The following is a 22,722-nucleotide window of genomic DNA, read 5'->3' as shown; positions in this document are numbered from 1 at the left end:
TGACCACGATCTTGTCGGCCATGGTCATGGCCTCGATCTGGTCGTGGGTGACGTAAACGGTCGTGGTCTTGAGCCGCTGGTGCAGTTCCTTGATCTCGGTGCGCATCGCGACACGCAGCTTGGCGTCGAGATTGGACAAGGGCTCGTCGAACAGGAACACCTGCGGATCGCGCACGATGGCGCGGCCCATCGCGACGCGCTGGCGCTGGCCGCCGGACAATTGACGGGGATAGCGTTCGAGCAGCGGCGTCAGCGCGAGAATTTCCGCGGCGCGCTTCACGCCAGTCGAGATTTCCTCTTGCTTGGCGCCGCGCAGCTTGAGCGAAAAGCCCATATTGTCCGCGACAGTCATGTGCGGATAGAGCGCGTAGTTCTGGAACACCATGGCGATGTCCCGCTCTTTCGGCTGGACATTGTTGACCACGCGGTCGCCGATCGAAATCGTGCCGGAGGTGATGTTCTCGAGACCCGCGAGCATGCGCAGCAGGGTCGACTTGCCGCAGCCGGAGGGGCCAACCAGCACGACGAACTCGCCGTCCTCGATCGGAATCGACACGCCGTGCAAAACTTCAAAATTGCCGAACGACTTGCGCACGTCGCGAATCTGTACCGACGACATCGAATCTCCCCTCATTTTCTGTTTTTGGCGCCGCTAGCGGGCGATGGCGCCGTTCTGTCTTTTTCGACTCTAATGCCGGAAGCCGAATTCAACGGTCATTATCATCCGCAGTTTGTCGGCTTTTAGCAATCCGATGGTAGCGCTGTCAATAATTGTTCAAACGTCTAATTTGTTGTGATATGAGCGCAAGATGGGACGAAAACAGACCAAGTCTGGCAAAATCCGCCTCACCGAAGTCGCCAAGCTCGCTGGCGTCAGTCCCATTACCGCATCGCGTTTTTTCAGGAACCCCGAAGCGCTGTCGCTCAGCAAGCGGGAGCGCGTCGACAGCGCGGTGAAGGAACTGGGCTACGTGCCCAATCTCGCGGCACGGGCGCTGGCCTCGCATCGTACTGAAGTCATTGGCGTCGTCATCCCTTCGCTCACCAACAACGTATTCTCCGACGTATTGCGCGGCATCTACGATTCCTCCGAAGGTAGCCGCTACACCATCCAGCTTGCGAACACGCGCTACAGCATCCTGCAGGAGGAAAAGCTCTTGCGCCTGTTCCGGGCCCAGAAGCCCGCCGGCCTGATCGTCACCGGGATCAACCAGACCGCGGACTCCCGCAAGGTTCTGGAGTCCATGAACTGTCCCGTCACGCAGATCATGGAAATCGGCGACAGTCCTGTCGACATGATGGTCGGCTTCTCGCACTACGACGCGGCATTTGCGGCAATTTCGCACATCCTCGAACAGGGACGCCGCCGGATCGGCTTTCTCGGCGCGCGAATGGATCCGCGCGTGCAGCGGCGGTTCGACGGGTATCGTGATGCCATGAAGCACGCCGCGCTGTTCGATCCCAACCTCGTCGTCACTACCTCGGTGCCGACCACCGTCACGCTCGGCGGAACGCTGTTCACCGACCTGCTCGCCCAGACGCCCGACATCGATGCTGTCTTCTGCGTCAACGACGATTTGGCGCTCGGGGCACTGTTCGAATGTCAGCGCCGCCAGATCTCGGTACCCCGCGACCTCGCGATCGTCGGATTCAACGATCTGGAATTCGCAGCCGCCGCGGTCCCGTCGCTCAGCAGCGTGCGCACCAACCGCTATGAAATGGGCCGGCACGCCGTCACCATGGTGATCGAGGCGATCGAGGGCCGCCGCCCGCAGGAGCCGGTGATCGACCTTGGTTTCCAGTTGATGGTCCGCGAAAGCTCGACGCCGTCGAATATCTGACTCGCCCTTCGCAGCACGCAATACTGGCGCGCCAGAAAATGGTAGCGCTATCTTTTGTGCCAGATTAGGATCGCATCCACAGAAATCGAATAGGCGCGGCAACTGCGTTGCAGCGGAAGTTTTGAGCATGGTGCAAGTGCTGCCATGCTTTGCGCTGCCACCAGTTTTAGTCCGTGCGGGAGGAACCAATGAAAAAAAGCGACAACAAGTCCCCGACCAATGGCAAGGGCCGCCGACTGCGTTCCCTCGAATGGTTCGACAACCCGCATAACCCGGGCATGACCGCGCTCTATCTCGAGCGCTACCTGAACTACGGCCTGACCCGCGCGGAATTGCAGTCCGGCAAGCCGATCATCGGCATCGCCCAGACCGGCAACGACCTGTCGCCGTGCAATCGCCACCACCTCGAATTGGCGCACCGGGTGCGCGAAGGCATCCGCGAGGCCGGCGGTATCGCCATGGAGTTTCCGACCCATCCGATCCAGGAGACCGGAAAGCGGCCGACCGCGGCGCTCGACCGCAACCTCGCCTATCTCGGCCTGGTCGAAGTGCTGTTCGGTTATCCCCTTGATGGCGTGGTGCTGACCACCGGCTGCGACAAGACGACGCCGGCCTGCCTGATGGCGGCGGCGACGGTCAATCTACCCGCCATCGTGCTTTCGGGCGGCCCGATGCTGAACGGCTGGTTCAACGGCGAGCGCACCGGGTCCGGCACCATCGTCTGGAAGCAGCGCGAACGGCTTGCCGCCGGTGAAATCGACTACAATGAATTCATCGAAATCGTGGCCTCCTCCGCCCCGTCGGTCGGCCATTGCAACACCATGGGCACCGCCTCGACCATGAACTCGCTGGCCGAGGCGCTCGGCATGTCGCTGCCGGGCTGCGCGGCGATCCCCGCTCCCTACCGCGAGCGCGGCCAGATCGCCTATGAGACGGGAAAGCGGATCGTCGAGATGGTCTGGGAGGACCTCAAGCCCTCCGACATCCTGACCCGCAAGGCGTTCGAGAACTGCATCGCGGTGAATTCTGCGATCGGCGGCTCGACCAACGCGCCGATCCACATCAATGCGCTGGCGCGGCATATCGGCGTCGAGCTCTCGATCGACGACTGGCAGAAGCACGGCCACGACATTCCGCTCCTGGTCAACATGCAGCCGGCCGGCTTCTATCTCGGCGAGGAATTTCATCGCGCCGGCGGCGTGCCCTCGGTGGTGCGCGAATTGATGGCGCACAAGCGCATCCATGAGGACGCCGTGACGGTCAATGGCCGCAGCATCGGCGAGAACTGCGGCGCCGCGCCGGCGCCTGACGGCGATGTGATCTGGAGCTACGACAAGCCGCTGGTGAAGGACGCCGGCTTCCTGGTGCTGCGCGGCAATCTGTTCGATTCCGCGATCATGAAAACCAGCGTGATCTCGAAGGAATTCCGCGACCGCTATCTGGTCAATCCGAAAGACCCGAATGCATTCGAGGGACGCGCCATCGTGTTCGAGGGGCCGGAGGACTATCACGACCGGATCGACGATGCCTCGCTCAACATCGACGAGCACTGCGTGCTGTTCATCCGCGGCGCCGGGCCGATCGGCTATCCCGGCGGCGCCGAGGTCGTGAACATGCAGCCGCCGGCCGCATTGATCAAACGCGGCATCCTCTCGCTGCCCTGCATCGGCGACGGACGGCAATCCGGCACCTCAGGTTCGCCGTCGATCCTCAACGCCTCGCCGGAGGCCGCGGCCGATGGCGGGCTCGCGATCCTGCAGACCGGCGACAAGGTGCGCATTGACCTCAATACCGGCGACGCCAACATCCTGATCACGAGCGACGAATTGAAGAAGCGCCGCACCGAGCTGAAGGCCAAGGGCGGCTTCCCCTACCCGGCCAACCAGACGCCATGGCAGGAACTCTACCGCTCGACCGTGGGCCAGCAGGCGACCGGCGCCTGCATGGAGCTCGCCACGCGTTATCAGAATATCGCGGGCACCGTCGGCGTCGCGCGGGATAATCACTGACGTCGTTATTTGCGAGCGAGGCGGCCACCCCGGTCATTCCGGGATGGTCCGAAGGACCAGACCCGGAATCTCGAGATTCCGGGTTCGGCTCTTCGAGCCGCCCCGGAATGACGAACATAAAAAGGAAGGAATAAAACCATGTCAGATCGCCTGAAGGGAAAGCGTGCCGTTGTCACCGCCGCGGCGGCGGGAATCGGGCGTGCATGCGCGATAGCATTCGCGCGCGAAGGCGCTACGGTGATCGCCACCGACATCAATGAAAGCGGCATCGCGGCGCTGGGTAAGGAAGGCATTGCCGAGACGGCGCGGCTCGACGTTCGCAGCACCGCCGAGGTCGACGCTTTCGCCAAGCGCATTGGGAAGATCGACATCCTGCTCAACGCCGCGGGCTTCGTCCACCACGGAACCATCATGGACTGTTCGGAGGAGGATTGGGACTTCTCGTTCGATCTCAACGTCAAATCGATGCACCGAACCATCAAGGCGTTCCTGCCGGCGATGCTGGCGGGCGGCGGCGGCAGTATCGTCAACATCTCATCTTGCGCCGCGCTTCGGCCACCGGCCAATCGTTATGTCTACAGCGCGTCGAAGGCGGCGGTTTCGCTACTCACCCGCGCGGTCGCACTCGACTTCATCACTCAGGGCATTCGCTGCAACAGCATCTGCCCTGGCACCGTGGAGACGCCTTCGATGCTCGACCGCGCCGCGGCCGTCGGTCCGCAAGGCAAGGAGATGTTCATCGCGCGCCAGAAGATGGGCCGGCTGGGCACCGCTGAAGAAATCGCTGCCATGGCAGTTTATCTGGCGAGCGACGAAGCCGCCTTCACCACCGGCGTCGACCTCGTCGTTGACGGCGGTTACATGCTCTGACATTCACGCAATCAAGGGCTTCCTCAATGAACAAGATTGATCTGAACGGCCGCTGCGCCGTCGTCACCGGCGGCGCGCAGGGTTTTGGGCGTGCGATCACCGAGCGCTTCGTCGCATCGGGAGCCAAGGTCGCGATCTGGGATCACGACCTGCCGCTGGCGGAAAAGACCGCCAGGGAGATCGGCCCCGCCGTCTCGTCGTTCAAGGTCGATATCTCGGATCTTGCCGCCGTCGAGAAGACCCGCGACGAAACGCTGAAGGCGCTCGGCAAGATCGACATCCTCGTCAACAATGCCGGCATTGCCGGCGTCAACGCCACCGTGTGGGAAACCGACCTCGACGAATGGCGCAAGGTGCTGCGCATCAATCTCGACGGCCCCTTCATCTGCTGCAAGGCGGTAGTACCTGCGATGATCCGGCAGAAGTACGGCCGCATCGTCAACATCGCTTCCATCGCCGGCAAGGAAGGCAATCCGAACGCCGCGCATTATTCGGCCTCCAAGGCCGGCCTGATCGCGCTGACCAAGTCGCTCGGCAAGGAGCTCGCCCAGCACGACATCCTCGTCAACGCGGTGACGCCAGCGGCGGCCAAGACCGCGATCTTCGATCAGCTCACGCAGCAGCACATCGACTTCATGCTGTCGAAGATTCCGAAAAACCGTTTTGTCCTGGTCGAAGAACTGGCGGCGATGGTGGCGTGGCTGGCGTCGGAGGATTGCGCGTTCTCGACCGGTGCGGTGTTCGACATTTCCGGCGGCCGGGCGACGTACTGAGATGGGCACGATCCGCGAAGGCGGCTGCTTCTGCGGCGCGGTCCGGTTCAAGGCCGAGGGCGAGCCGCTCAATGTCCGGATCTGCCATTGCCGCAACTGCCAGAAGGCGATGGGCTCGCCGTTCTTTGCCCGCGCGCTGTTCGACCAGCGCTCGCTGACGGTCGAAGGTGAGACCGCGCGTTATCCATCATCGGAAGCGCTCGACCGGGTGTTCTGCAAGGTCTGCGGCACCCGGCTGTTTTCCCGGCGCACCAACGGCACCGCGATCGGCGTCGCGCTCGCCACTTTCGACGACCGCAACGCCTTTGCGCCGACCGAGCACATCTGGGTCTCCGAAAAGATCGCTTGGGTGCGGCTCGACGACGGTTTACCGCAATATCAGGAGACGGTTCCCCAGTAGGGCAGGCGTGCTAGGTTGGCGCCTCTAAGCGCAAACCGGGGTAGACCGTGCTGAACATCTCGCTTTACGACATCTCGGTCTGGATACTCCCCCTCCTCATCGCCATCACCTTTCACGAGGCCGCCCACGCCTTCGTGGCATACAAGCTCGGCGACAATACCGCCTGGCAGCTCGGCCGGGTCAGCTTCAACCCGCTCAAGCATATCGATCCGTTCGGGACGGTCATCCTTCCCGGCGTGCTGTTGCTGTCGCATTCCCCGTTCCTGTTCGGCTACGCCAAGCCGGTCCCGGTGAACTTCCGGAACCTGAACCATCCCCGGCTCGACATGGTCTGGGTGGCGCTGGCCGGGCCCGCCATCAACATCGTTCTGGCGACGCTGGTGGCGTTTGCCTTCCATGCCCTGCCCCTGGTACCGGCCGAGGCCGCCAAATGGACCGCGGACAACCTCAAGAATGCTTTCCTGATCAATATCGTCCTGGCGATCTTCAACATGATGCCGATTCCGCCGCTGGATGGCGGCCGGGTCGCCGTCGGTTTGCTGCCGCGGGTGCTGGCTTACCCGCTGGCGCGGCTGGAACCCTACGGCATGCTGATCCTGCTCGGACTTTTGATCCTGCTTCCGGTCGTCGGCGCGCAGCTCGGCCTAAATCTTGATGTTATTTCGACGATACTGCGGACTCTGACCGGCTATGTGATCTCCGCGCTTCTCTTCATTACCGGCAACGCCTAAACTTCAAATAGAAACGGCACAGGGAAGAACTGGCCCGAACCATGCCAACAAAAGCTGCCGACATGCTGATCGCACGACGCGCCGATACCCGCGCGAGGGCAGACTTTGCGACCTGGAAGATGATGGCCAAGCTGAACGGGTTTTCCGCTCTTCCCCAGGAGGCGCAGAGTTTCCTCGAAAGCTATCGGCAACTGCTCGCCAGAATGACCGAGGCAGATGCGTCCGAGGCCACCATCCAGCTCATGTACAAGCGCTACTATGCGGAGATGGGCGGCACCGGAACGCCGCCGGAACTCCCGTCCCGCGCCGGCGATCCGGCCAAGGACAGCGGCAACGTCACCGCGTTCCGCCGCCCGCCCGCCCGGCCGAAGCAGACCGCACCGGATACGGCAGCAAAGCCACGCCTGCCGGTGGCGCTGATCTTCATCTGTCTCGCCGTCGTCTACGTCAGTATCCGCATGCTCTGGCGCTGAAGCGCTTTTCCTCGCATCGCCAGGCGTTCTTCTCGCGAATTAGCCGCACGACGGAATATTCCGTGCGATGGCGATTGGTCGCAGCGGCTAGGCGGCTGCGGCAAGGCCCGCCATAATGGCTTCGCTATTTCAACAATCGCCCAAAAAGAATTTCTGGAGGAAAGATGAAGCGATCCATTGCGGCACTGGTGATGACCACGAGCCTGGTGTTTGCCGGCGGGGCGTTTGCGCAAACGCTCGACAAGGTCGTCAAGATCGGAAGCCTCGGCGACCAGTCCGGACTCTATGCCGATATCGGCGGCCCCGGCTCGACCGTCGCCGCGCAGATGGCGGTCGAGGATTCCGGGCTTCTCGGCAAGGGCTGGAAGATCGAGGTGATCGCGGCCGACCACCAGAACAAGCCCGACGTCGGCACCAATATCGGCAAGCAGTGGGTCGACGTCGAGAAGGTCGACGTGTTCGTCGATCTCGCGAGTTCGGGCGTCGGTCTTGCCATCGCGAACCTCGCCAGGGAGAAGAACGTCGTCAACCTCAACTCGGGTTCGGCATCATCCGATCTCACCGGCGCGCAGTGCTCGCCGAACACCATCCACTGGGTCTACGACACCTGGATGCTCGCCAACGGCACCGGCAAGGCGCTGGTGAAATCCGGCGGCGACAGCTGGTTCTTCCTCACCGCGGACTACGCCTTCGGCCATGCGCTGGAACGCGACACCGCCGCGGTCGTCGCCGCCAATGGCGGCAAGGTGCTCGGCGGCGTCAAGCATCCGCTCAACAATGCCGACTTCTCCTCGTTCCTGCTGCAGGCGCAGAGCTCGAAGGCCAAGATCATCGGGCTCGCCAATGCCGGTGGCGACACCACCAACTCGATCAAGCAGGCGGCGGAGTTCGGCATCGTCGCCGGCGGGCAGAAGCTCGCGGGCATGCTGATGTTCATCACCGACGTTCACGCGCTCGGCCTGAAGGTCGCGCAGGGCCTGAACTTCACCGAAACCTTCTACTGGGACATGAACGAGCAGACCCGCGCCTTCACCAAGCGCTTCAACGAGAAATACAAGAAGAACCCGCCGACCATGGTCCAGGCCGGCGTCTATTCCTCGCTGATCCATTACCTCAAGGCGCTGGAAGCGCTCGGCGGCAATCCGCATGACGGCCGCGCCGTGGTCGCCAAGATGAAGGAAATGCCGACCGACGATCCGCTGTTCGGCAAGGGCTCAGTCCGCGCCGACGGCCGCAAGATCCACCCGGCCTACCTGTTCGAGGTGAAGAAGCCACAGGATTCGAAGTATCCGTGGGACTACTACAACCTCGTCGCCACGATCCCGGCCGCGGAAGCCTTCATCCCGCTCGAAAAGAGCGTCTGCCCGATGCTGAAGAAGACCTGAGGTCATTCATCATTGGACGATCTGCACTCAGCCCTCTCCCGTTCCGGGAGAGGGCTTTTGCATGAGCATGAGGGCGTGCCGGCCCATGTGCGGATGCCCTTCACCGCAGGCTCCGCATACAAAATATCGAAAACAACCCCATGCAAAGTAGAGATGGGTCTGAACTCTCAGCACTTTCGCCCGCCGTGGACCAAGAGGCTGCCGTTGAACGCAGCTTGCACGATGTCCGGCCGGGATCAATCGCCCCGAACCGCTGTCAGTTGGCGAAAGGCGTCTGCGGCGCGATCTTGTTCTGCGCGATGATGGCTTCGGCCCGCGCGAGATTTTCCAGCAGGCGCTGGCTGGTCAAGACAAGGAAGTAATAACCGAACTGCGGGTTTTGGAAGTAGATCTCGAGCAGCTTTTCATAGCTGATAGTCAGGACGCGGCCATCCTCGATACATTCGATCGTCGCGGTCCTGCGGTTGTCGGGCGTGAGGAAACCAAGCTCGCCCATCAAACGCCCCGGCGGAAGTTCGACGTTGATTTCGATGACCCGGAATTTTCCGGTAACGGTCAGCAGCATTTCGTTGGCTGCGTCACCCTTCTTCATCAAGATGTCGCCCTTGCGATACTTGCGGTCGGTCATGAACGGCTTGAGCCACTCCATCGACGTGTCGCCCTGCGTTGCGGTGCGCGCCTTCTTCACGAGAGCGAGCATTTGACGGAGACGGTAGGCATTAATGGGAATCATCAGGAGATAAAGAAGAAAAGTCGCGACGGCTCCGGTGAGCGCACCGAAGACGGCGAAGAATGCGCAACCGATCATGTTCGCGACCCGCAGCGGCACCATCGTGTGCGTCAGCAATGTGGCGACAAAGAAGATCGCGCCGACCAGGGCGAACATATTGGCAAGCGTGATGTTATGCAGAAAGATTTCCATCAGGCGGTTGAAGATGGTGTCCCATGTCACGTTGTTCGGATCGAGACCCATTTGGACCAGAATCTTCGCGAACCTGAGGTTGTCGGTTGCTGCATCGAGAATGCGGTCCAGCATGATGGACATATCTCCTTTGGAGCCGGTGAGGCCAGCTTACCGGAAGTGGCTTTATCGCAAAACTTGGCCGCCCGACTTCCGAGATGGGCCGACAACGGACTCATGCGCTGCAGCAAGATAAGCCTGTTTCGATCACCTCGTCAGCAATTGCGAGCAATATCGGAGGCTTTGAGGTCAAGGCCGGGCGCATGGAGGGACGAGGTCAGGTCCAATGAACTGCAGGCGGTTGCCAATCGCGCTTTGCGGTGTTGATCCTCGGCTTGATGGCATCGGCGAGCGACGCCGACGCAGGTATCAATGATGGTGCGGCGCCAGTTCCTCCGGTCCGGAGCGCCGCGCCAGACCGCCGCCGTCGATCCAGCGCCGCGTCGACTGCACCGCCCGTTCAATGAGGCTCCCCGATCCCGAGAAGTCGAACGGAGAGACCGCAAGCGGGCACAGCGTGGGAACAAGATGGACCTCGATGTTCGCCGGGACCGTCTCCAACTCATGCCTGAGCTGCCAGGCAATCATCAGCGTGATCGCGTGCAGGCTCGCCAAGGATTCAAGACCCACCGCGGGACCATCGCCAGGTCAGCATTGGGTGGTCAATTGCTGCCATCGCCAGTCAGCTACTCCGTCTTTTGAACATCCTAATGCGGAAATCATCGTCGGTTTGATAGCCGCACGATCCTGTTGCAACCGCACGCGGCTGGAGTCTACGGCCACGCCGCATAGGACGGCCCGCTACGCGCATGCTCGAGCCGGATCTGCCGGCGATAGTTGCCCGGCGACGCGCCGCGATACTTGCGGAAGAAGCGGTTGAAATAGGCGGGATCGCGAAAACCCAAGCCGTAGCCGATCTGCTCGACGGGGAGATCGAGCTGCTGCAGCCGCGTGCAGGCTTCACGCAGCAAGCGCTCGTGGATGATGGCGCGCGGGCCGCAGCTCTTCTCGCGCTGGCAGTGCGCGTGCAGCTTGTCGGAGGTGACACCGAGCGCTTTTGCATAGTGCGTCACCGCCCAGCCATCGCGATAATGCAGTTCGACCATCTGCAGGAAATTGCCGACGAGTGCCGGACCACCGCCCCGCGCCGCCATCTCGTGCGGCCCGTCGTGTGACGCGCTGAGCCGCAGGAGTTGCAGGCAGAGCAGCAACAGATGCGAGGAGATCAGCGTCGCGCCGCCGTAACCGGGGCTGCGGAGTTCCGCAGCAATGGCGCGGCACGAATGGGCGACGGCATCGAGATGGGGCGCCAGCGTCTCGCCCGCGATCAGCGCCACACGCTCGGTGGTCCGGCGCAGATGCAGCGCCTCGGCGTTGCCGGCGACGATCTTGATCAGGAAGTCGTCGTCCATTGACAGCAGAAATCCCTGCGCGCCGGCGCTCACCTCGACCGAGGCATCGACGTTTCCCGGCAGCCAGAGCAGCGTCGGCGCGGCGAGCGCGATTTCGGTCCCCTGCCAGGACGCGCGGCCGCGATCGGACTGGAGTAACAACAGGTGCGCCCGTCGCTCGGCTTTCTGGCGGATCGACCACGAGCGCGCCGCCAAGGCGGCTGAAAACGGCTCTGCACGGACCGCCAGCGCGATGCCGACCGGCAGTCCGTTCAGCGCTGGTAGAACGGTCATGACCTCGCCTCCTGAGACAATCCGCCGCCTGCAAACGGAAGAAATTGCCAGAAAAGTACAATGTTTACCCGGTTCCGTCCAATTCCAAGCTTCCCGCGACCTCCCCTAACGTCAGGCGATCACGAGCGCCAGCCAATGGTGCCAACCGAAGCACGCTTAGAAGCACCCATGGGGAGGAAAACATGACGACATTTCTGACGCGGCGCGCAGCCCTGCTGGCGGCCGCCACCTGCGCCGCCACGCTTGGCCTTTCCTTTGGCCTTTCCGCCGTCGCCGAAGCGCAGACCTCGGTCAAGATCGGCTATGCGATCTCGCGCACCGGCCCGAACACCGGCGGCGCGGCCGTCACCACGATCCCCAACTACGAATTGTGGGTCAAGGAAGTGAATGCCGCCGGTGGCATCAAGCTCGGTGACAAGCGCGTGCCGATCGAGGTCGTACAGTATGACGATCGCTCCAACGCCGAAGAGGCCGTGCGCGCGCTCGAACGCCTGATCAACCAGGACAAGGTCGATTTCATCCTGCCGCCATGGGGCACCGGTCTCAACCTGGCGGTGGGACCGACGCTCAACCGCGAAGGCTATCCGCACCTCGCCGCCACCGCCGTGACCGACCGCGCACCGGAACTCGCCAAGCGCTTGCCGAACAGTTTCTGGCTGCTCGGCACATCGGCGGATGCGGCCAAGTCGCTGGTCGAACTCTTGAACAAACTGCGCGATGAAAAGAAGATCGGCGACAACGTCGCGATGGTCAGCATTGCCGACGGCTTCGGCATCGATCTGTCGGGCGCGGCGCGGCCGGCACTCACCAACGCGAAATTCAAGCTCGCCTACGACAAGACCTATCCGATCGGCACCCAGGACCTCTCTCCGATCGTCAACGAGATCAAGGCGCTCAATCCCGACGTCTTCATCGCCTTCAGCTATCCGCCGGATACGCTGGCGCTGACCGAGCAATCGCGGATCTCCGGATTCAACCCGAAGGTCTTCTATACCGGCGTCGGCACCGCGTTCCCGCTCTACAGGCAGAAGTTCGGCAAGAACACCGAGGGCGTGATGGGCATCGGCGGCTGGAGCGGCGACAGCCCGGCCATCAAGGACTACCTCACCCGCCACAAGGCCTCCGCCGCCAACGGCGCCGAACCGGACCGCTGGGCCAGCGCGGTCACCTATGCCAGCCTGCAGATGCTGCAGCAGGCGATCGAACGCGTGGGCAAGATCGACCGCGCCGCCGTGATCAAGGACCTGCAGAGCGGCACGTTCGATACCGTGATCGGCAAGGTCAAGCTCGAGAACAACATGCCGACCCGCTACTGGTGGGTCGGCCAGTGGCAGGATGGCGAGTTCTACGGCATCGCGCCGGCCGGCAACGAGGGTGCGCGCAACGCGATCGTGCCGAAGCCGGCCTGGGTGGCGCCCTGACCTCGAAACAACGCGGCCGGTAGAGTCATGACGAACGCCATTCTGACCGGCCTGATGCTGGGCGGCATGTATGCGCTCATCGCCATGGGGCTCACGCTCCAGTACGGCGTTGCGCGCATCATGAACCTCTCCTACGGCGAGTTTCTGATCGCCGCCGCCTTTGCATCGCACTGGCTGTTCACGGGCTGGGCGATCAGCCCGTTTGTCGGACTGGCACTGGTCGTCCCCCTCGCCTTCGTGCTGAACTTTGCGATCTACAAACTGCTGCTGACTCCGCTGGTGCGCCGCGCACCGAACCGCGACGCACTCGAGGTCGACAGTATTCTCGCGACCTTCGGGCTCACCTTCGTCATTCAGGGCTCGATGCTCGCGCTGTTCGGCGGAGCCTATTACAGCTACTCCTTTCTTGCCTTCCCGGTGCAGTTTCTCGGCGAGACGGTGGCGGCCAACCGCCTCGCCGCGCTCGGCATCACCATCCTGCTCGGCCTTGCGCTTTATCTCGCGCTGACACGCACCCGCGCCGGCACGGCGGTGCGCGCCGTCGCGGTCGATCCCTTTGCGGCCCAGCTCGTCGCCATCAATGTTCCGCAGGCCTCCGCGCTTACGTTCGCGCTGGGCGGCGCGCTGGGCGCCGCCGCGGGCGTGCTGGTCAGCACGTTCCTCACCTTCAGCGCATCATCCGGCGTCGTCTTCACCATGAAGGCGCTGATCGTCGTCGTGATGGGCGGCGTCGGCAACATGCTGGGCTGCCTGGTCGCGGGCCTCGCACTCGGTCTCAGCGAGGCGCTGGTCGCCTCCTATGTCGATCCCGGCCTTACGCTGGCCGTCAACTTCGCGCTGTTTCTTACCGTGCTGCTGGTCAAGCCGGCCGGCCTGTTTGGCAGGGCGACGCGATGAGCGCGCGAACCGCAGGCCTCGGCGTCCTGGCGCTGGCAGCGATCGCGCTGCTGGCCTTCGTGCCGCGCCTCGGCAACGCCTATTATCTCGCGCTCGCCATCAGCCTCTTGCAGTACACCGTACTGGCGACGGCCTGGGGCCTCTTCTCAGGCCCGACGCGCTACGTCTCGCTGGCGACGACCGCCTTCTTCGGCGTCGGCGCCTATACGGTCGCCGTGCTCGGCGAGATATTGCCGTGGCCGCTCGTGCTGCTGGTCGCCGCAGCACTCGGCGCCATCGTGGCCGGCGTCGTCGGTCTCTCGACACTGCGCCTGAGCGGCGTCTATTTCGTCATCTTCACGTTTGGATTGACCGAATTGATCCGCCAGCTCGTGGTCTGGTTCGAGGTCAACAAGTCGCGCGTGCTCGGCCGCTATGTCTTCGTCGACATCACGCAAGCCGACATTTACTGGCAATTGCTGGCGCTGACTGTCGCCGTGTTCCTGCTGGGCTGGCTGATCGCGCGTTCGCGGCTCGGCTTCGCGCTGCGGGTGATCGGTGAAGATGAGACCGTGGCAAAACATTGCGGGATCAACACCACCTTCGCCAAGGTCGCGCTGTTCACGATCAGCGCCACGGTCATGACGCTGGTCGGCGCGATCATGGCGCCGCGCTGGACCTATATCGAGCCGTCGATCGCCTTCAACTCGATGATCTCGTTCCAGGTCCTGATCATGGCGCTGCTCGGCGGCGCGCACCGGCTGTGGGGGCCGGTGCTCGGCGCCGTGCCGCTGACGCTGCTGTTCGAACTGTTGAGCGCGCGCTTTCCGAACACGTTCACCATCATCCTCGGCTGCATCTTCCTTGTAATCGTCTACCTGCTGCCGCGCGGTGTCGCGGGATTGCTCGAGAAGCTCTCGACGCCATCAGCCAAGACCACGCAACGAGTGACGGCATGAGCTCGGGCAGCGGAACACCAGTGCTTGAAGTCAACGGGTTGCGGCGCGCTTTCGGTGGCCTCGTCGCGGTCAACGATCTCGGCTTCGACGTCGCCCGGGGCGAGATCATGGGTCTGCTCGGCCCAAACGGCTCGGGCAAGACCACGGCGCTCAACCTGATGTCGGGCGTGCTGCGTCCCGATGCCGGCGCGATCCGCCTGATGGGCCAGGACATCGCGGGCCTTGCCTCGTACCGGATCGCGCGGCTTGGCCTGGCGCGAACCTTCCAACTCGTCCGCGTGCTCGACGGCATGGATTGCCGCGAGAACGTCAGGGCCGGCCTTGCGTTTCAGCGGCCTCACGTCTCCGCCGCCGAGGCCGAGCTGCGCGTCGACGCCCTGCTTGCCCGCGTCGGCCTGGCCGGCCATGGCCGCCGGCCGGCGGCGGACCTCACCTACATCGATCGCAAGCGCCTGGAACTTGCCCGCGCGCTTGCCGCGAAGCCACGCCTGCTGCTGCTCGACGAATGGCTCGCGGGCTTGAATCCATCCGAGCTTGCGATCGGCATCGACCTGATCCGGTCCCTGCGCGCCGATGGCATCACCATCGTGCTGGTCGAGCACGTCATGAGCGCGGTTCGCGCGCTGTGCGACCGCTGCATCGTCATGAGCAGCGGCCGCAAGATCGCCGAGGGCGCAACCGCCGACGTGCTCAGCGATGCGGCGGTAGTCAAGGCCTATCTCGGCGGAGTGGCCGCTGATGCTTGAGGTCCTTAATCTCAGCCTGGCCTATGGCCTCCATCGCGCGCTCGACGGCGTCGTCCTCAATGTCGGACGCGGCGAGATCGTCACGATCCTCGGCGCCAACGGCGCCGGCAAGACCTCGCTGCTCAAAGCGATCGCCGGCGTGGTGCGCACGCTGCCGGGCAAGCAGGTGCGGCTTGGCGGCCGCGATATATCGGCGCTCGCCGCGCACGACATCGTCGAAAGCGGGCTGGCGCTGGTGCCGGAAGGGCGCGGCATTTTCGGTGAGCTGACGGTAAAGGAAAATCTCCTGCTCGGCGCCAATCCAAGGCGCGCCCGCGACGGCGAAGCGGCCCGGCGCGAGCAGGTGCTCGAACTGTTTCCGCGCCTGCGCGAACGCGCCGGCCAGATCGCGCGCACCATGAGCGGCGGCGAACAGCAGATGCTCGCCATCGGCCGCGCGCTGATGTCCAATCCGGATATCCTGCTGCTCGACGAGCCTTCGCTCGGGCTCTCGCCGGCCATGGTGCAGGAGCTGTTCGCCACGTTGCGGCGCGTGCGCGAGGCCGGCGTCGGCCTGCTGCTCGTCGAGCAGAACGCGCAGGAGAGCCTGCGGATCGCCGACCGCGGCTATGTGCTCGAAAACGGCATCATCGTCGGTCACGGCTCCGCCGATCAACTGAAGTCCAATCCCGCCGTCCAGCGCGCCTATCTCGGCGGTGCACCGGCGGATGCCGCCCCATCATTGTAACGCCACGTTTGAGGAGAGAAAGCCATGTACGAAATCTCGCTGCTGCTCGAAAGCAAGGATGTTCCGGCGTCGAATGGCGCAACGTTCGATCGCCTCAACCCGGTCACCGGCGATCTCGCCAGCCGCGCCGCGGCCGCCCAGCTCGTGGACGCGAAACGCGCGGCTGATACCGCCGCAGCCGCCTTCCCGGCATGGTCCGCCACCGGTCCCAATGCACGCCGCGCGATCCTGCTGAAGGCCGCCGATCTTCTGGCGTCGAAAGCTTCGCAATTCGTCGAGCTGATGGCCGCCGAAACCGGCGCCACCGCCGGCTGGGCCGGCTTCAACGTCCATCTCGCGGCCGGCATGCTGCGCGAGGCGGCGGCGATGACAACGCAGATTTCGGGCGAAGTCATCCCGTCCGACAAGCCGGGCTGCATCGCCATGGCGGTGCGCCAGCCCGCGGGCGTGGTGCTGAGCATGGCGCCGTGGAACGCGCCGGTCATTCTCGGCGTGCGCGCGATTGCCCTGCCGCTGGCCTGCGGCAACACGGTGGTGCTGAAGGCCTCCGAAATCTGTCCGGGCACCCACCGGCTGATCGCCGAATGCCTGCGCGATGCCGGCCTGCCGCCGGGCGTGCTCAACGTCATCACCAACGCGCCGGAAGACGCCCCTGCGCTGATCGAGGCGCTGATCGGCCATCCCGCCGTACGCCGGGTCAATTTCACCGGCTCGACCCGCGTCGGCCGCATCATCGCGCAGGTGGCGGCGAAATATCTCAAGCCGGCGCTGCTCGAACTCGGCGGCAAGGCGCCGATGATCGTTCTCGACGACGCCGATATCGATGCAGCCGTCGCCGCCGCGGCCTTCGGCGCCTTCATGAACCAGGGCCAGATCTGCATGTCGACCGAGCGCCTCGTGGTCGATGAGAAGATCGCCGACGCCTTCGTGACCAGGCTCGCGGCGAAAGCCGGGTCGCTGGTCGCCGGCGATCCCCGCAAGGGTAGCGCGCCATTGGGATCGCTGATCGGCGCCGATGCCGCCGCTCGCATCCAGGCGCTGATCAACGACGCCGTCAGCAAGGGCGCCAAGGTGGTCGCCGGTGGCCGCAGCGAAGGTACGCTGATGTCGGCAACCGTGATCGACGGCGTCAACTCCTCGATGCGGATCTACGGCGAGGAATCGTTCGGACCGGTGGTCAGCGTGGTGCGCGTCAACGGCGTGGATGAAGCCGTGCGAGTCGCCAATGACACCGAATACGGGCTATCGGCCGCCGTGTTCAGCCGTGACATTCCCCGCGCATTGGAGGTCGCCAAACGGATCGATTCCGGCATTTGTCACGTCAACGGCCCGACGGTGCATGACGAGGCGCAGATGCCGTTCGGCGGCGTCAAGGCGTCGGGCTACGGCCGCTTCGGCGGCAAGGCCGGCATCGCCGAATTCACCGAACTGCGCTGGATCACCATCGAGACCGGACCGCAACACTATCCGATCTAGCGGGAAGCGCGTCAGCTTCTGTGCTTGACGCGGAAGATCACCGGCAGGGTGAAGGTAAGGCCTTCGTCGGCGATGACGGGCGGCGGCATCGGCACCGGATCGGAGCGCCGCACCATCGCCAGCGCCGCCTCGTCGAACGCCGCATCGCCGGAGCCCTTTTCGATTTCGGTCGCGAGCACATGGCCCATGCGGTCGAGCGTGAAGCGGACCTGGATCTCGGCGGATTTCTGCTGCCGTTCCTTCGGGTAGCGCTTGTGCTTGTCGAGATGGGCGACCAGCTCCTTCTGCCAGGTCGCGCGCGCCCGGCGTACGCTTTCACCGGTGCCGATCACCGGCGCGACGGAGCGCTGCCCTTCCGGCATCGCCTCCGAACTCGGCGTTGCGGTGGCTTCGGCCGCGACCGACTCGGTGGACGCCTGGGTCTGCACCGCCGCGATCTTCGGGTCGTCCTCTTTCGGCTTCTTGGACTCGTTCTCCGTCACCACCCGGTCGGCCTCTTCAGGCTCGTTCGGCTTGTCCTGCGGCAGGTCGGTTTCCTTGACCTCGGCCTTCTGCTCGTTGAGCTGCGGCGACGCCGCCGAGGCATCGGTATCCGGACCCGGCGGCAGGTCGGTCACCTCGCGCCGAACGGCTGCCATTTCGAGTCCGATCTCGATCGCGGTGGCGCCGAGGGCGTCATCGGCTTCCTCGGTCTGCAACTGCACGATCGCGAGCGCGGCGCCGCCGACATGGAGCGCCAGCGCAATCACCGCAGCCGAAATCCACAGCCGCCGGGACGGTTTCTGGTCGTCGAGGCCGATCAAGGCTTTGCCGGCGCAGCTTGCGCCGCCGCCGCATCGGGAACGCCTTCGAGCGCCACCAGCTTGAGCTTTGAATAGCCGCCGGAGCGCAGGATTTCGAGCACGTCCATCAGTTCGCCATAGGGCACGGCGCGATCGGCGCGCAGGAAGATGTAACGCTCCTTGCTGGCGTCCGGCATCGCGTCGAGCGAGCGCACCAGATCGACCCGCTTGACCATGTTCTCCCCGATCGCCACCGAGAGATCCGGCTTGATGCTGACATAGGTCGGCTTGTCCGGCTTCTTCTGCGGGGAAGCGGTCGAAGTCGGCAAATCGATCGGCAGGTCGACGGTCGAGAGCGGCGCTGCCACCATGAAGATGATCAGGAGAACGAGAATGACGTCGATGAACGGCGTGACGTTGATCTCATGCGATTCCGCGAAATCGCCGTCGTCGTCATGGTCGTGATCTGCGAGCGAGACGGCCATCGCCTACTCCGCCGCCGAGCGCGAATGCAAGCCGCTGACATGGGTACGGTCGAGGTCGCGCGACAGCAGCCGCGCCGCGGCGCCCGACGCACGGCTGACCAGTTCCATGTAGCCCTTGGTCACGCGCGAGAAGTGATTGTAGACGATCACGGCCGGGATCGCGGCGACGAGGCCGATCGCGGTGGCGAGCAGCGCCTCGGCGATGCCGGGCGCCACCACGGCGAGATTCGTGGTCTGCGATTTCGAAATGCCGATGAAGCTGTTCATGATGCCCCAGACCGTGCCGAACAGTCCGACGAAGGGCGACGTCGCGCCGATCGTTGCCAGCAGGCCCATGCCGAGCCTGATACGTCGCGCCTCGGCGCGGACGATTTCCCCAAAGCTCGACGCCGCGCGTTCCTTGATGCCGGCATCGCTCGAGATGCCCGCCGACAGCCGCGCCTCGCGCATCGCCGCCGCCAGGAAGGCCGCCAGCACGCTGCCCTTTGCGCCCAGCGCGAATTGCGCTTCCGCCAGCGATCGCGCATCGGCGATCTTGGCCAGCGCCGAGCGCACCTTGCGCCGCACCACCGACAGTTCGATCATCTTGGCGATGAAGATGGTCCAGGTCACCAGCGAGGCAAAGGCAAGGCCGATCATGACCGCCTTGACCACCACGTCGGCCGACATGAACATCGTCCACGGCGACAATTCCTTGAGCTCGGCCGTGGCAGCCTTCAGCAGTTTGGCCTCGCGCTCCGCCGGGGCGGCGGCGGCATCCGAAGGCGCGGCCGGCTGTGGCATTGCCACCGGCGCCGGCGATGCGGCGGGCGCCTGCTGGGCCACCGGTGCGGCATTCTGCTGAGCCGAAGACGGTGCCACCGGAGCGGCATTCTGCTGGGCCGAGGACGGTGCCGCCAGCGGCAGCATCGCCAGCGCGGCAATCACCGCCAATGTCATCACGCGAGAAACAGGCATGTTCTTCATACTTCGGCCCAGTAGCGGATCAGGTTGTGATAGATACCGGTCAATTTGACCGTTTCAGGGTCGTCTCGTCCCAGCCGCTCCACCAGGGCCTGAATCGAGGTATCGAGATCGAAGATCAGGCTCCGGGCATGCGCATCCCGTACCATGCTCTGCAGCCAGAAAAAAGACGCCACCCGCATACCTCGCGTGACCGGCGTTACCAGATGCAAACTAGACGCAGGATAAAGTACGAGGTCCCCGGCTGCGAGCTTGATTTCGTGGGAACCATAGAGGTCCTCCACCACCAGCTCGCCACCGTCGTACTCGTCGGGTTCGGACAGAAACAGCGTCACCGACAGGTCGGTTCGGATCCGCAAGCCAGTGAGCCGATCTCCCCTCACCGCATTGTCGACATGGAGGCCGAAATGATGCCCGCCAGCGGCCGCGTAACGGTTAAATAGCGGCGGGAAGATCTGCTGCGGGATCGCCGCCGAGATGAATTTCGGGTTCGCGGTCAGCGCCGAAAGTACGCGGTTGCCGAGCGCGCGCGCGACCTCGCCGTCAGGCGGAAGCTGCTCGTTGCGCTTGACCATGGCCGACTGCGCCCCCGCGGTGGAGCGGCCGTCCTCCCAGGCGGCGGCGTCCATGATGCGGCGGAAGTCCGCCACATCAGCCTTGCTCAGCACGTCGGGGATGCAGATCAGCACGATCAGAACTTAGCGGACGTGACGATGTAGAACGCCCGCCCCGGCGCGACCGCGACAAACGGCGTCGCGCTGCGGTAGAGCGTGTCGTAGTAGAGCTTGTTGGTCAGGTTCTGCGCGTAGAGCTTCATGGTCCAGTTCTTGTCGATCTTCTTCTCGACGAAGGCATCGAAGCGCCAGTAGCTCGGCAGCTCGGTGCCGGTGTTGGCGCCGAAGGTGCCGCCATAGATCTTCGAGCGGTAGACGGCCTGGCCGCCAAGTTCCCAGCCGCCGTCGAACTTGTACTTGCTCAACATGCTGAAGGATTCATGGGCGATGTTGGCCATCTGCAGCCCGATGTTGGAGGGCAGCGCGCTCTGCAGGACCTTCGACCTCATGAGCACCAAACCACCGAAAACGCTCCAGCGGTCGGTGATATTGCCGCTGACCTCGAGGTCGATACCCTCGACCTGATAAGCCGCTCCCGACGCCAGCACGCCGTTGACGGTCTCGCGCGCGTTGTCCTTCTCGGTATGGAACAGCGCCCCCGTCACCAGGAGGTGGCGATCGAACAGTTCCCACTTGGTGCCCACCTCGGCTGCCTTATTGAGCTCGGGCCCGAGGACGACGCCGCCCGGCACGGCTCCGCCGTAATCCGCCGCGGTACCGTCGAGCTCTGAACCGAACGGGTTCGTCGAGGTCGCGTAGGCCGCATAGAGACTCCCGATCGGCACCGGCTTGAAGACGATGCCGCCGTTATAGTTGATGAAATCCGAGTTGACCGTGCTCGATCTCGCGTTGGTCGAAGATCGCAGGTCGTAGCCGTCATAACGGATGCCGCCGTTGACTATGATCTTGTCTTCCCAATTCGCGGTGTCGAGGACGTAGAGGGCCTTGCTGTCGACATTGTAGCGGGTCGGATCGCTGCCGAGCGTCGGAACGGTGGTGAACGGGATGAAGGTATAGCTCGGCGCATAGATCGATTGGCCCGGCAAGGCGCCGGCGCCGGTAAACGCACCGGCACCGAACGCTTCCGACGAAAGGCCGGTATATCGGTTGATGCCGACGCGCTCGTTCGAAACCTCAAGCCCGACCACAGCCGTGTGCTTCACCGATCCGGTGTCGAACTTGAACGTGGCGTCCTCCTGGTTTGCCAGGATGTCGACGAACTGGTTACGGCTCTGCGGGCTGGCGGTGAACGTCCATTTCGTCGGATCGGGATTTGTCGTTATGGGCGCTTGCGGCAGCGTGCCGATATAGGCCAGCAGCGAGTGCTCCGCCCTCGTCCGGCTGGTCAGCGTGATATTGTCGGTGGGCTTGTACTCGCCCGTCAGCGTACCGAAGTCCTGCCGCGCGGTCTGGAAGTCGCGGTTGACGAACCCGTACCAGTTCTGCCGCGGGATGCCCGCCTCGGTGACGGGCGTATTGCCCTGCCGGTACCATGGCACGCCGAAGTCCGGCAGGCCGCTGAGGTCAGTATGGACGTAGTTCGTCGTGATCTTGATGTCGTTGGTCGGCGTCCACTTCGTCGAGACAAAACCGCCCCAGCGATCGTCGGTGACATAGTTGCGGCCGGCGACGCCGGCCTCCTGGAACATGCCGCCGGTGCGCATCGAAAACGTCGGACTGATCACCTGGTTGACGTCGAAGGTGACGCGCTTGGTGCGGTCGGTGCCGAACGTGCTCTCGGCATTGTAGAAGTTGCGGTCGGTGGCCTGCTTGGTCACGATATTGATGGCGCCGCCGGCGGTGCCGCGGCCGGCATAGGCCGACGCCGGACCGCGCAGGATCTCGATCTGCTCGGTGAAGAAGTTCTCGCGGATCGAAACCGCGGGATCGCGGATGCCGTCGATGAAGACGTCGTTGCGCGCGTCGAAGCCGCGGATGAAGAAGCGGTCGCCGAACGCGTTGCCGCCCTCGCCCGATCCCAGCGTCACGCCGGCGGTGGAGCGGCCGATCTCGCGCAGCGAGGTGATGTTCTTGTCCGCCAGCACTTCCTTGCTCAACACCGTGATGGTCTTCGGCGTGTTGAGCAGCGGCTCCGGAAACTTGCCGGATGCCTGCACCCGGTCGACCTTGTACGGCGCGGCCGCATCGGCATAGGGATTGGCATCCGCGGCCAGGCCGCCGGCGTTGGGGAACGGCACGGCAGCGACCTGCGCCGGCTGCGCGCGGCGGGCGGCGCGGCGCAATGCGGTGCGGGCGCGGACCTGGTCCGCCGAAGGCCTTGACGCTGCAGGACGCGGGCGGGCGACCGGGGCATCGACCGTCACCGGAGGGAGGCTGGACTGCTGCGCTTCAGCGCCGGAGAACGACGCCACCGCAATGAGGCCAGCTACCGCGGAAACCTTCTTGCCGGAATGATTTTCAACCGACTGACCGGGTGCGTAAACCGCCGCTTCAAGACGAAGCGACCTCGGTGCCTTCACAACATTCATCACGTGCCCCTGATCCATTTCAATTCGCAGCAAATCTACATGCTGCGAATGGTCCC

23 protein-coding genes are annotated in these 22,722 nt (G+C 64.0%); 14 read left to right on the top strand and 9 right to left on the bottom strand.

Annotated features, from left to right (window positions below):
• Positions 1 to 619, bottom strand: a 619-nt coding sequence (locus V7E26_RS07370; RefSeq protein ID WP_324414779.1) for an ABC transporter ATP-binding protein, incomplete at its 3' end; no start/stop codon positions are given.
• A gap of 190 nt (positions 620 to 809) precedes the next feature.
• On the opposite strand from V7E26_RS07370, the gene V7E26_RS07365 reads away from it, so the two are divergent.
• The 8 genes from V7E26_RS07365 (at position 810) to V7E26_RS07330 (ending at position 8,482) form a co-directional block, all read left to right on the top strand.
• Complete coding sequence (locus V7E26_RS07365; protein WP_324414778.1) at positions 810 to 1,841, top strand: LacI family DNA-binding transcriptional regulator; 1,032 nt, start codon at positions 810 to 812, stop codon at positions 1,839 to 1,841.
• 188 nt (positions 1,842 to 2,029) lie between these two features.
• Positions 2,030 to 3,850 carry an IlvD/Edd family dehydratase gene (locus V7E26_RS07360; RefSeq protein ID WP_324414777.1) on the top strand — a complete coding sequence of 607 codons (1,821 nt, stop codon included), beginning with the start codon at positions 2,030 to 2,032 and terminating at the stop codon, positions 3,848 to 3,850.
• A gap of 138 nt (positions 3,851 to 3,988) precedes the next feature.
• A complete protein-coding gene (locus V7E26_RS07355; protein WP_324414776.1) occupies positions 3,989 to 4,720 on the top strand; it encodes an SDR family oxidoreductase in 732 nt (243 codons plus the stop codon).
• A 26-nt stretch (positions 4,721 to 4,746) separates the two neighbouring features.
• Positions 4,747 to 5,493 carry an SDR family NAD(P)-dependent oxidoreductase gene (locus tag V7E26_RS07350; protein WP_324414775.1) on the top strand — a complete coding sequence of 249 codons (747 nt, stop codon included), beginning with the start codon at positions 4,747 to 4,749 and terminating at the stop codon, positions 5,491 to 5,493.
• A gap of 1 nt (position 5,494) precedes the next feature.
• Positions 5,495 to 5,893, top strand: coding sequence for a GFA family protein (locus V7E26_RS07345; protein WP_324414774.1), 399 nt, complete (start codon positions 5,495 to 5,497; stop codon positions 5,891 to 5,893).
• 50 nt (positions 5,894 to 5,943) lie between these two features.
• Complete coding sequence (locus V7E26_RS07340; protein ID WP_324414782.1) at positions 5,944 to 6,624, top strand: site-2 protease family protein; 681 nt, start codon at positions 5,944 to 5,946, stop codon at positions 6,622 to 6,624.
• Between the two features lie 41 nt (positions 6,625 to 6,665).
• Positions 6,666 to 7,097 carry a hypothetical protein gene (locus tag V7E26_RS07335; protein ID WP_324414773.1) on the top strand — a complete coding sequence of 144 codons (432 nt, stop codon included), beginning with the start codon at positions 6,666 to 6,668 and terminating at the stop codon, positions 7,095 to 7,097.
• A 164-nt stretch (positions 7,098 to 7,261) separates the two neighbouring features.
• Entirely contained in the window at positions 7,262 to 8,482 is a 1,221-nt protein-coding gene (locus V7E26_RS07330; RefSeq protein WP_324414772.1) for an ABC transporter substrate-binding protein, read from the top strand.
• A 256-nt stretch (positions 8,483 to 8,738) separates the two neighbouring features.
• Here the strand turns inward: V7E26_RS07330 and V7E26_RS07325 are convergent, their stop codons facing one another.
• The 3 genes from V7E26_RS07325 to V7E26_RS07315 all read right to left on the bottom strand — a co-directional run bounded on the left by V7E26_RS07325 (position 8,739) and on the right by V7E26_RS07315 (position 11,128).
• Positions 8,739 to 9,527, bottom strand: coding sequence for a Crp/Fnr family transcriptional regulator (locus tag V7E26_RS07325; RefSeq protein WP_324414771.1), 789 nt, complete (start codon positions 9,525 to 9,527; stop codon positions 8,739 to 8,741).
• A 285-nt stretch (positions 9,528 to 9,812) separates the two neighbouring features.
• On the bottom strand, positions 9,813 to 10,073 hold the full coding sequence (locus V7E26_RS07320) for a hypothetical protein (RefSeq protein WP_324414770.1): 261 nt from the start codon (positions 10,071 to 10,073) through the stop codon (positions 9,813 to 9,815).
• A gap of 143 nt (positions 10,074 to 10,216) precedes the next feature.
• On the bottom strand, positions 10,217 to 11,128 hold the full coding sequence (locus tag V7E26_RS07315; RefSeq protein ID WP_324414769.1) for a helix-turn-helix domain-containing protein: 912 nt from the start codon (positions 11,126 to 11,128) through the stop codon (positions 10,217 to 10,219).
• A 182-nt stretch (positions 11,129 to 11,310) separates the two neighbouring features.
• On the opposite strand from V7E26_RS07315, the gene V7E26_RS07310 reads away from it, so the two are divergent.
• The 6 genes from V7E26_RS07310 to V7E26_RS07285 are packed head-to-tail and all read left to right on the top strand — an operon-like array spanning position 11,311 to position 17,333.
• A complete protein-coding gene (locus V7E26_RS07310) occupies positions 11,311 to 12,549 on the top strand; it encodes an amino acid ABC transporter substrate-binding protein (RefSeq protein WP_324414768.1) in 1,239 nt (412 codons plus the stop codon).
• Positions 12,550 to 12,576: 27 nt separating this feature from the next.
• Entirely contained in the window at positions 12,577 to 13,446 is an 870-nt protein-coding gene (locus V7E26_RS07305; protein WP_324414767.1) for a branched-chain amino acid ABC transporter permease, read from the top strand.
• On the top strand, positions 13,443 to 14,384 hold the full coding sequence (locus V7E26_RS07300; RefSeq protein WP_324414766.1) for a branched-chain amino acid ABC transporter permease: 942 nt from the start codon (positions 13,443 to 13,445) through the stop codon (positions 14,382 to 14,384). The genes V7E26_RS07305 and V7E26_RS07300 overlap by 4 nt, the downstream gene beginning before the upstream one ends.
• Positions 14,381 to 15,130, top strand: a complete 750-nt coding sequence (locus V7E26_RS07295) for an ABC transporter ATP-binding protein (RefSeq protein ID WP_324414765.1) — start codon at positions 14,381 to 14,383, stop codon at positions 15,128 to 15,130. Before V7E26_RS07300 ends, V7E26_RS07295 begins: the two co-directional genes overlap by 4 nt.
• Entirely contained in the window at positions 15,123 to 15,857 is a 735-nt protein-coding gene (locus tag V7E26_RS07290; RefSeq protein ID WP_324414764.1) for an ABC transporter ATP-binding protein, read from the top strand. The genes V7E26_RS07295 and V7E26_RS07290 overlap by 8 nt, the downstream gene beginning before the upstream one ends.
• 24 nt (positions 15,858 to 15,881) lie before the next feature.
• On the top strand, positions 15,882 to 17,333 hold the full coding sequence (locus tag V7E26_RS07285) for an aldehyde dehydrogenase (protein WP_324414763.1): 1,452 nt from the start codon (positions 15,882 to 15,884) through the stop codon (positions 17,331 to 17,333).
• An 11-nt stretch (positions 17,334 to 17,344) separates the two neighbouring features.
• On the opposite strand, the gene V7E26_RS07280 is transcribed toward V7E26_RS07285, so the two are convergent.
• From V7E26_RS07280 to V7E26_RS07260, 5 genes are read right to left on the bottom strand one after another with little or no spacing between them, the layout of a single operon-like run.
• Positions 17,345 to 18,136: an energy transducer TonB gene (locus V7E26_RS07280; RefSeq protein WP_324414762.1), complete on the bottom strand. Its 792-nt coding sequence runs from the start codon at positions 18,134 to 18,136 to the stop codon at positions 17,345 to 17,347.
• Positions 18,133 to 18,600 (bottom strand): TonB system transport protein ExbD, encoded by a 468-nt coding sequence (gene exbD / locus V7E26_RS07275; protein WP_324414761.1) that lies wholly within the window; start codon positions 18,598 to 18,600, stop codon positions 18,133 to 18,135. The genes V7E26_RS07280 and exbD overlap by 4 nt, the downstream gene beginning before the upstream one ends.
• 3 nt (positions 18,601 to 18,603) lie before the next feature.
• Positions 18,604 to 19,566: a tonB-system energizer ExbB gene (exbB, locus tag V7E26_RS07270; RefSeq protein ID WP_324414760.1), complete on the bottom strand. Its 963-nt coding sequence runs from the start codon at positions 19,564 to 19,566 to the stop codon at positions 18,604 to 18,606.
• Complete coding sequence (locus V7E26_RS07265) at positions 19,563 to 20,252, bottom strand: Fe2+-dependent dioxygenase (protein ID WP_324414759.1); 690 nt, start codon at positions 20,250 to 20,252, stop codon at positions 19,563 to 19,565. The genes exbB and V7E26_RS07265 overlap by 4 nt, the downstream gene beginning before the upstream one ends.
• A 2-nt stretch (positions 20,253 to 20,254) precedes the next feature.
• Positions 20,255 to 22,666: a TonB-dependent receptor gene (locus V7E26_RS07260; protein WP_324414758.1), complete on the bottom strand. Its 2,412-nt coding sequence runs from the start codon at positions 22,664 to 22,666 to the stop codon at positions 20,255 to 20,257.
• Positions 22,667 to 22,722 lie beyond the last annotated feature (56 nt).

It is taken from the genome of Bradyrhizobium sp. (assembly GCF_036735945.1).
GTDB lineage: Bacteria > Pseudomonadota > Alphaproteobacteria > Rhizobiales > Xanthobacteraceae > Bradyrhizobium.
The sequence above is the reverse complement of the archived record's forward strand: the minus strand, read 5'-3'. Positions and strand labels throughout refer to the sequence as shown.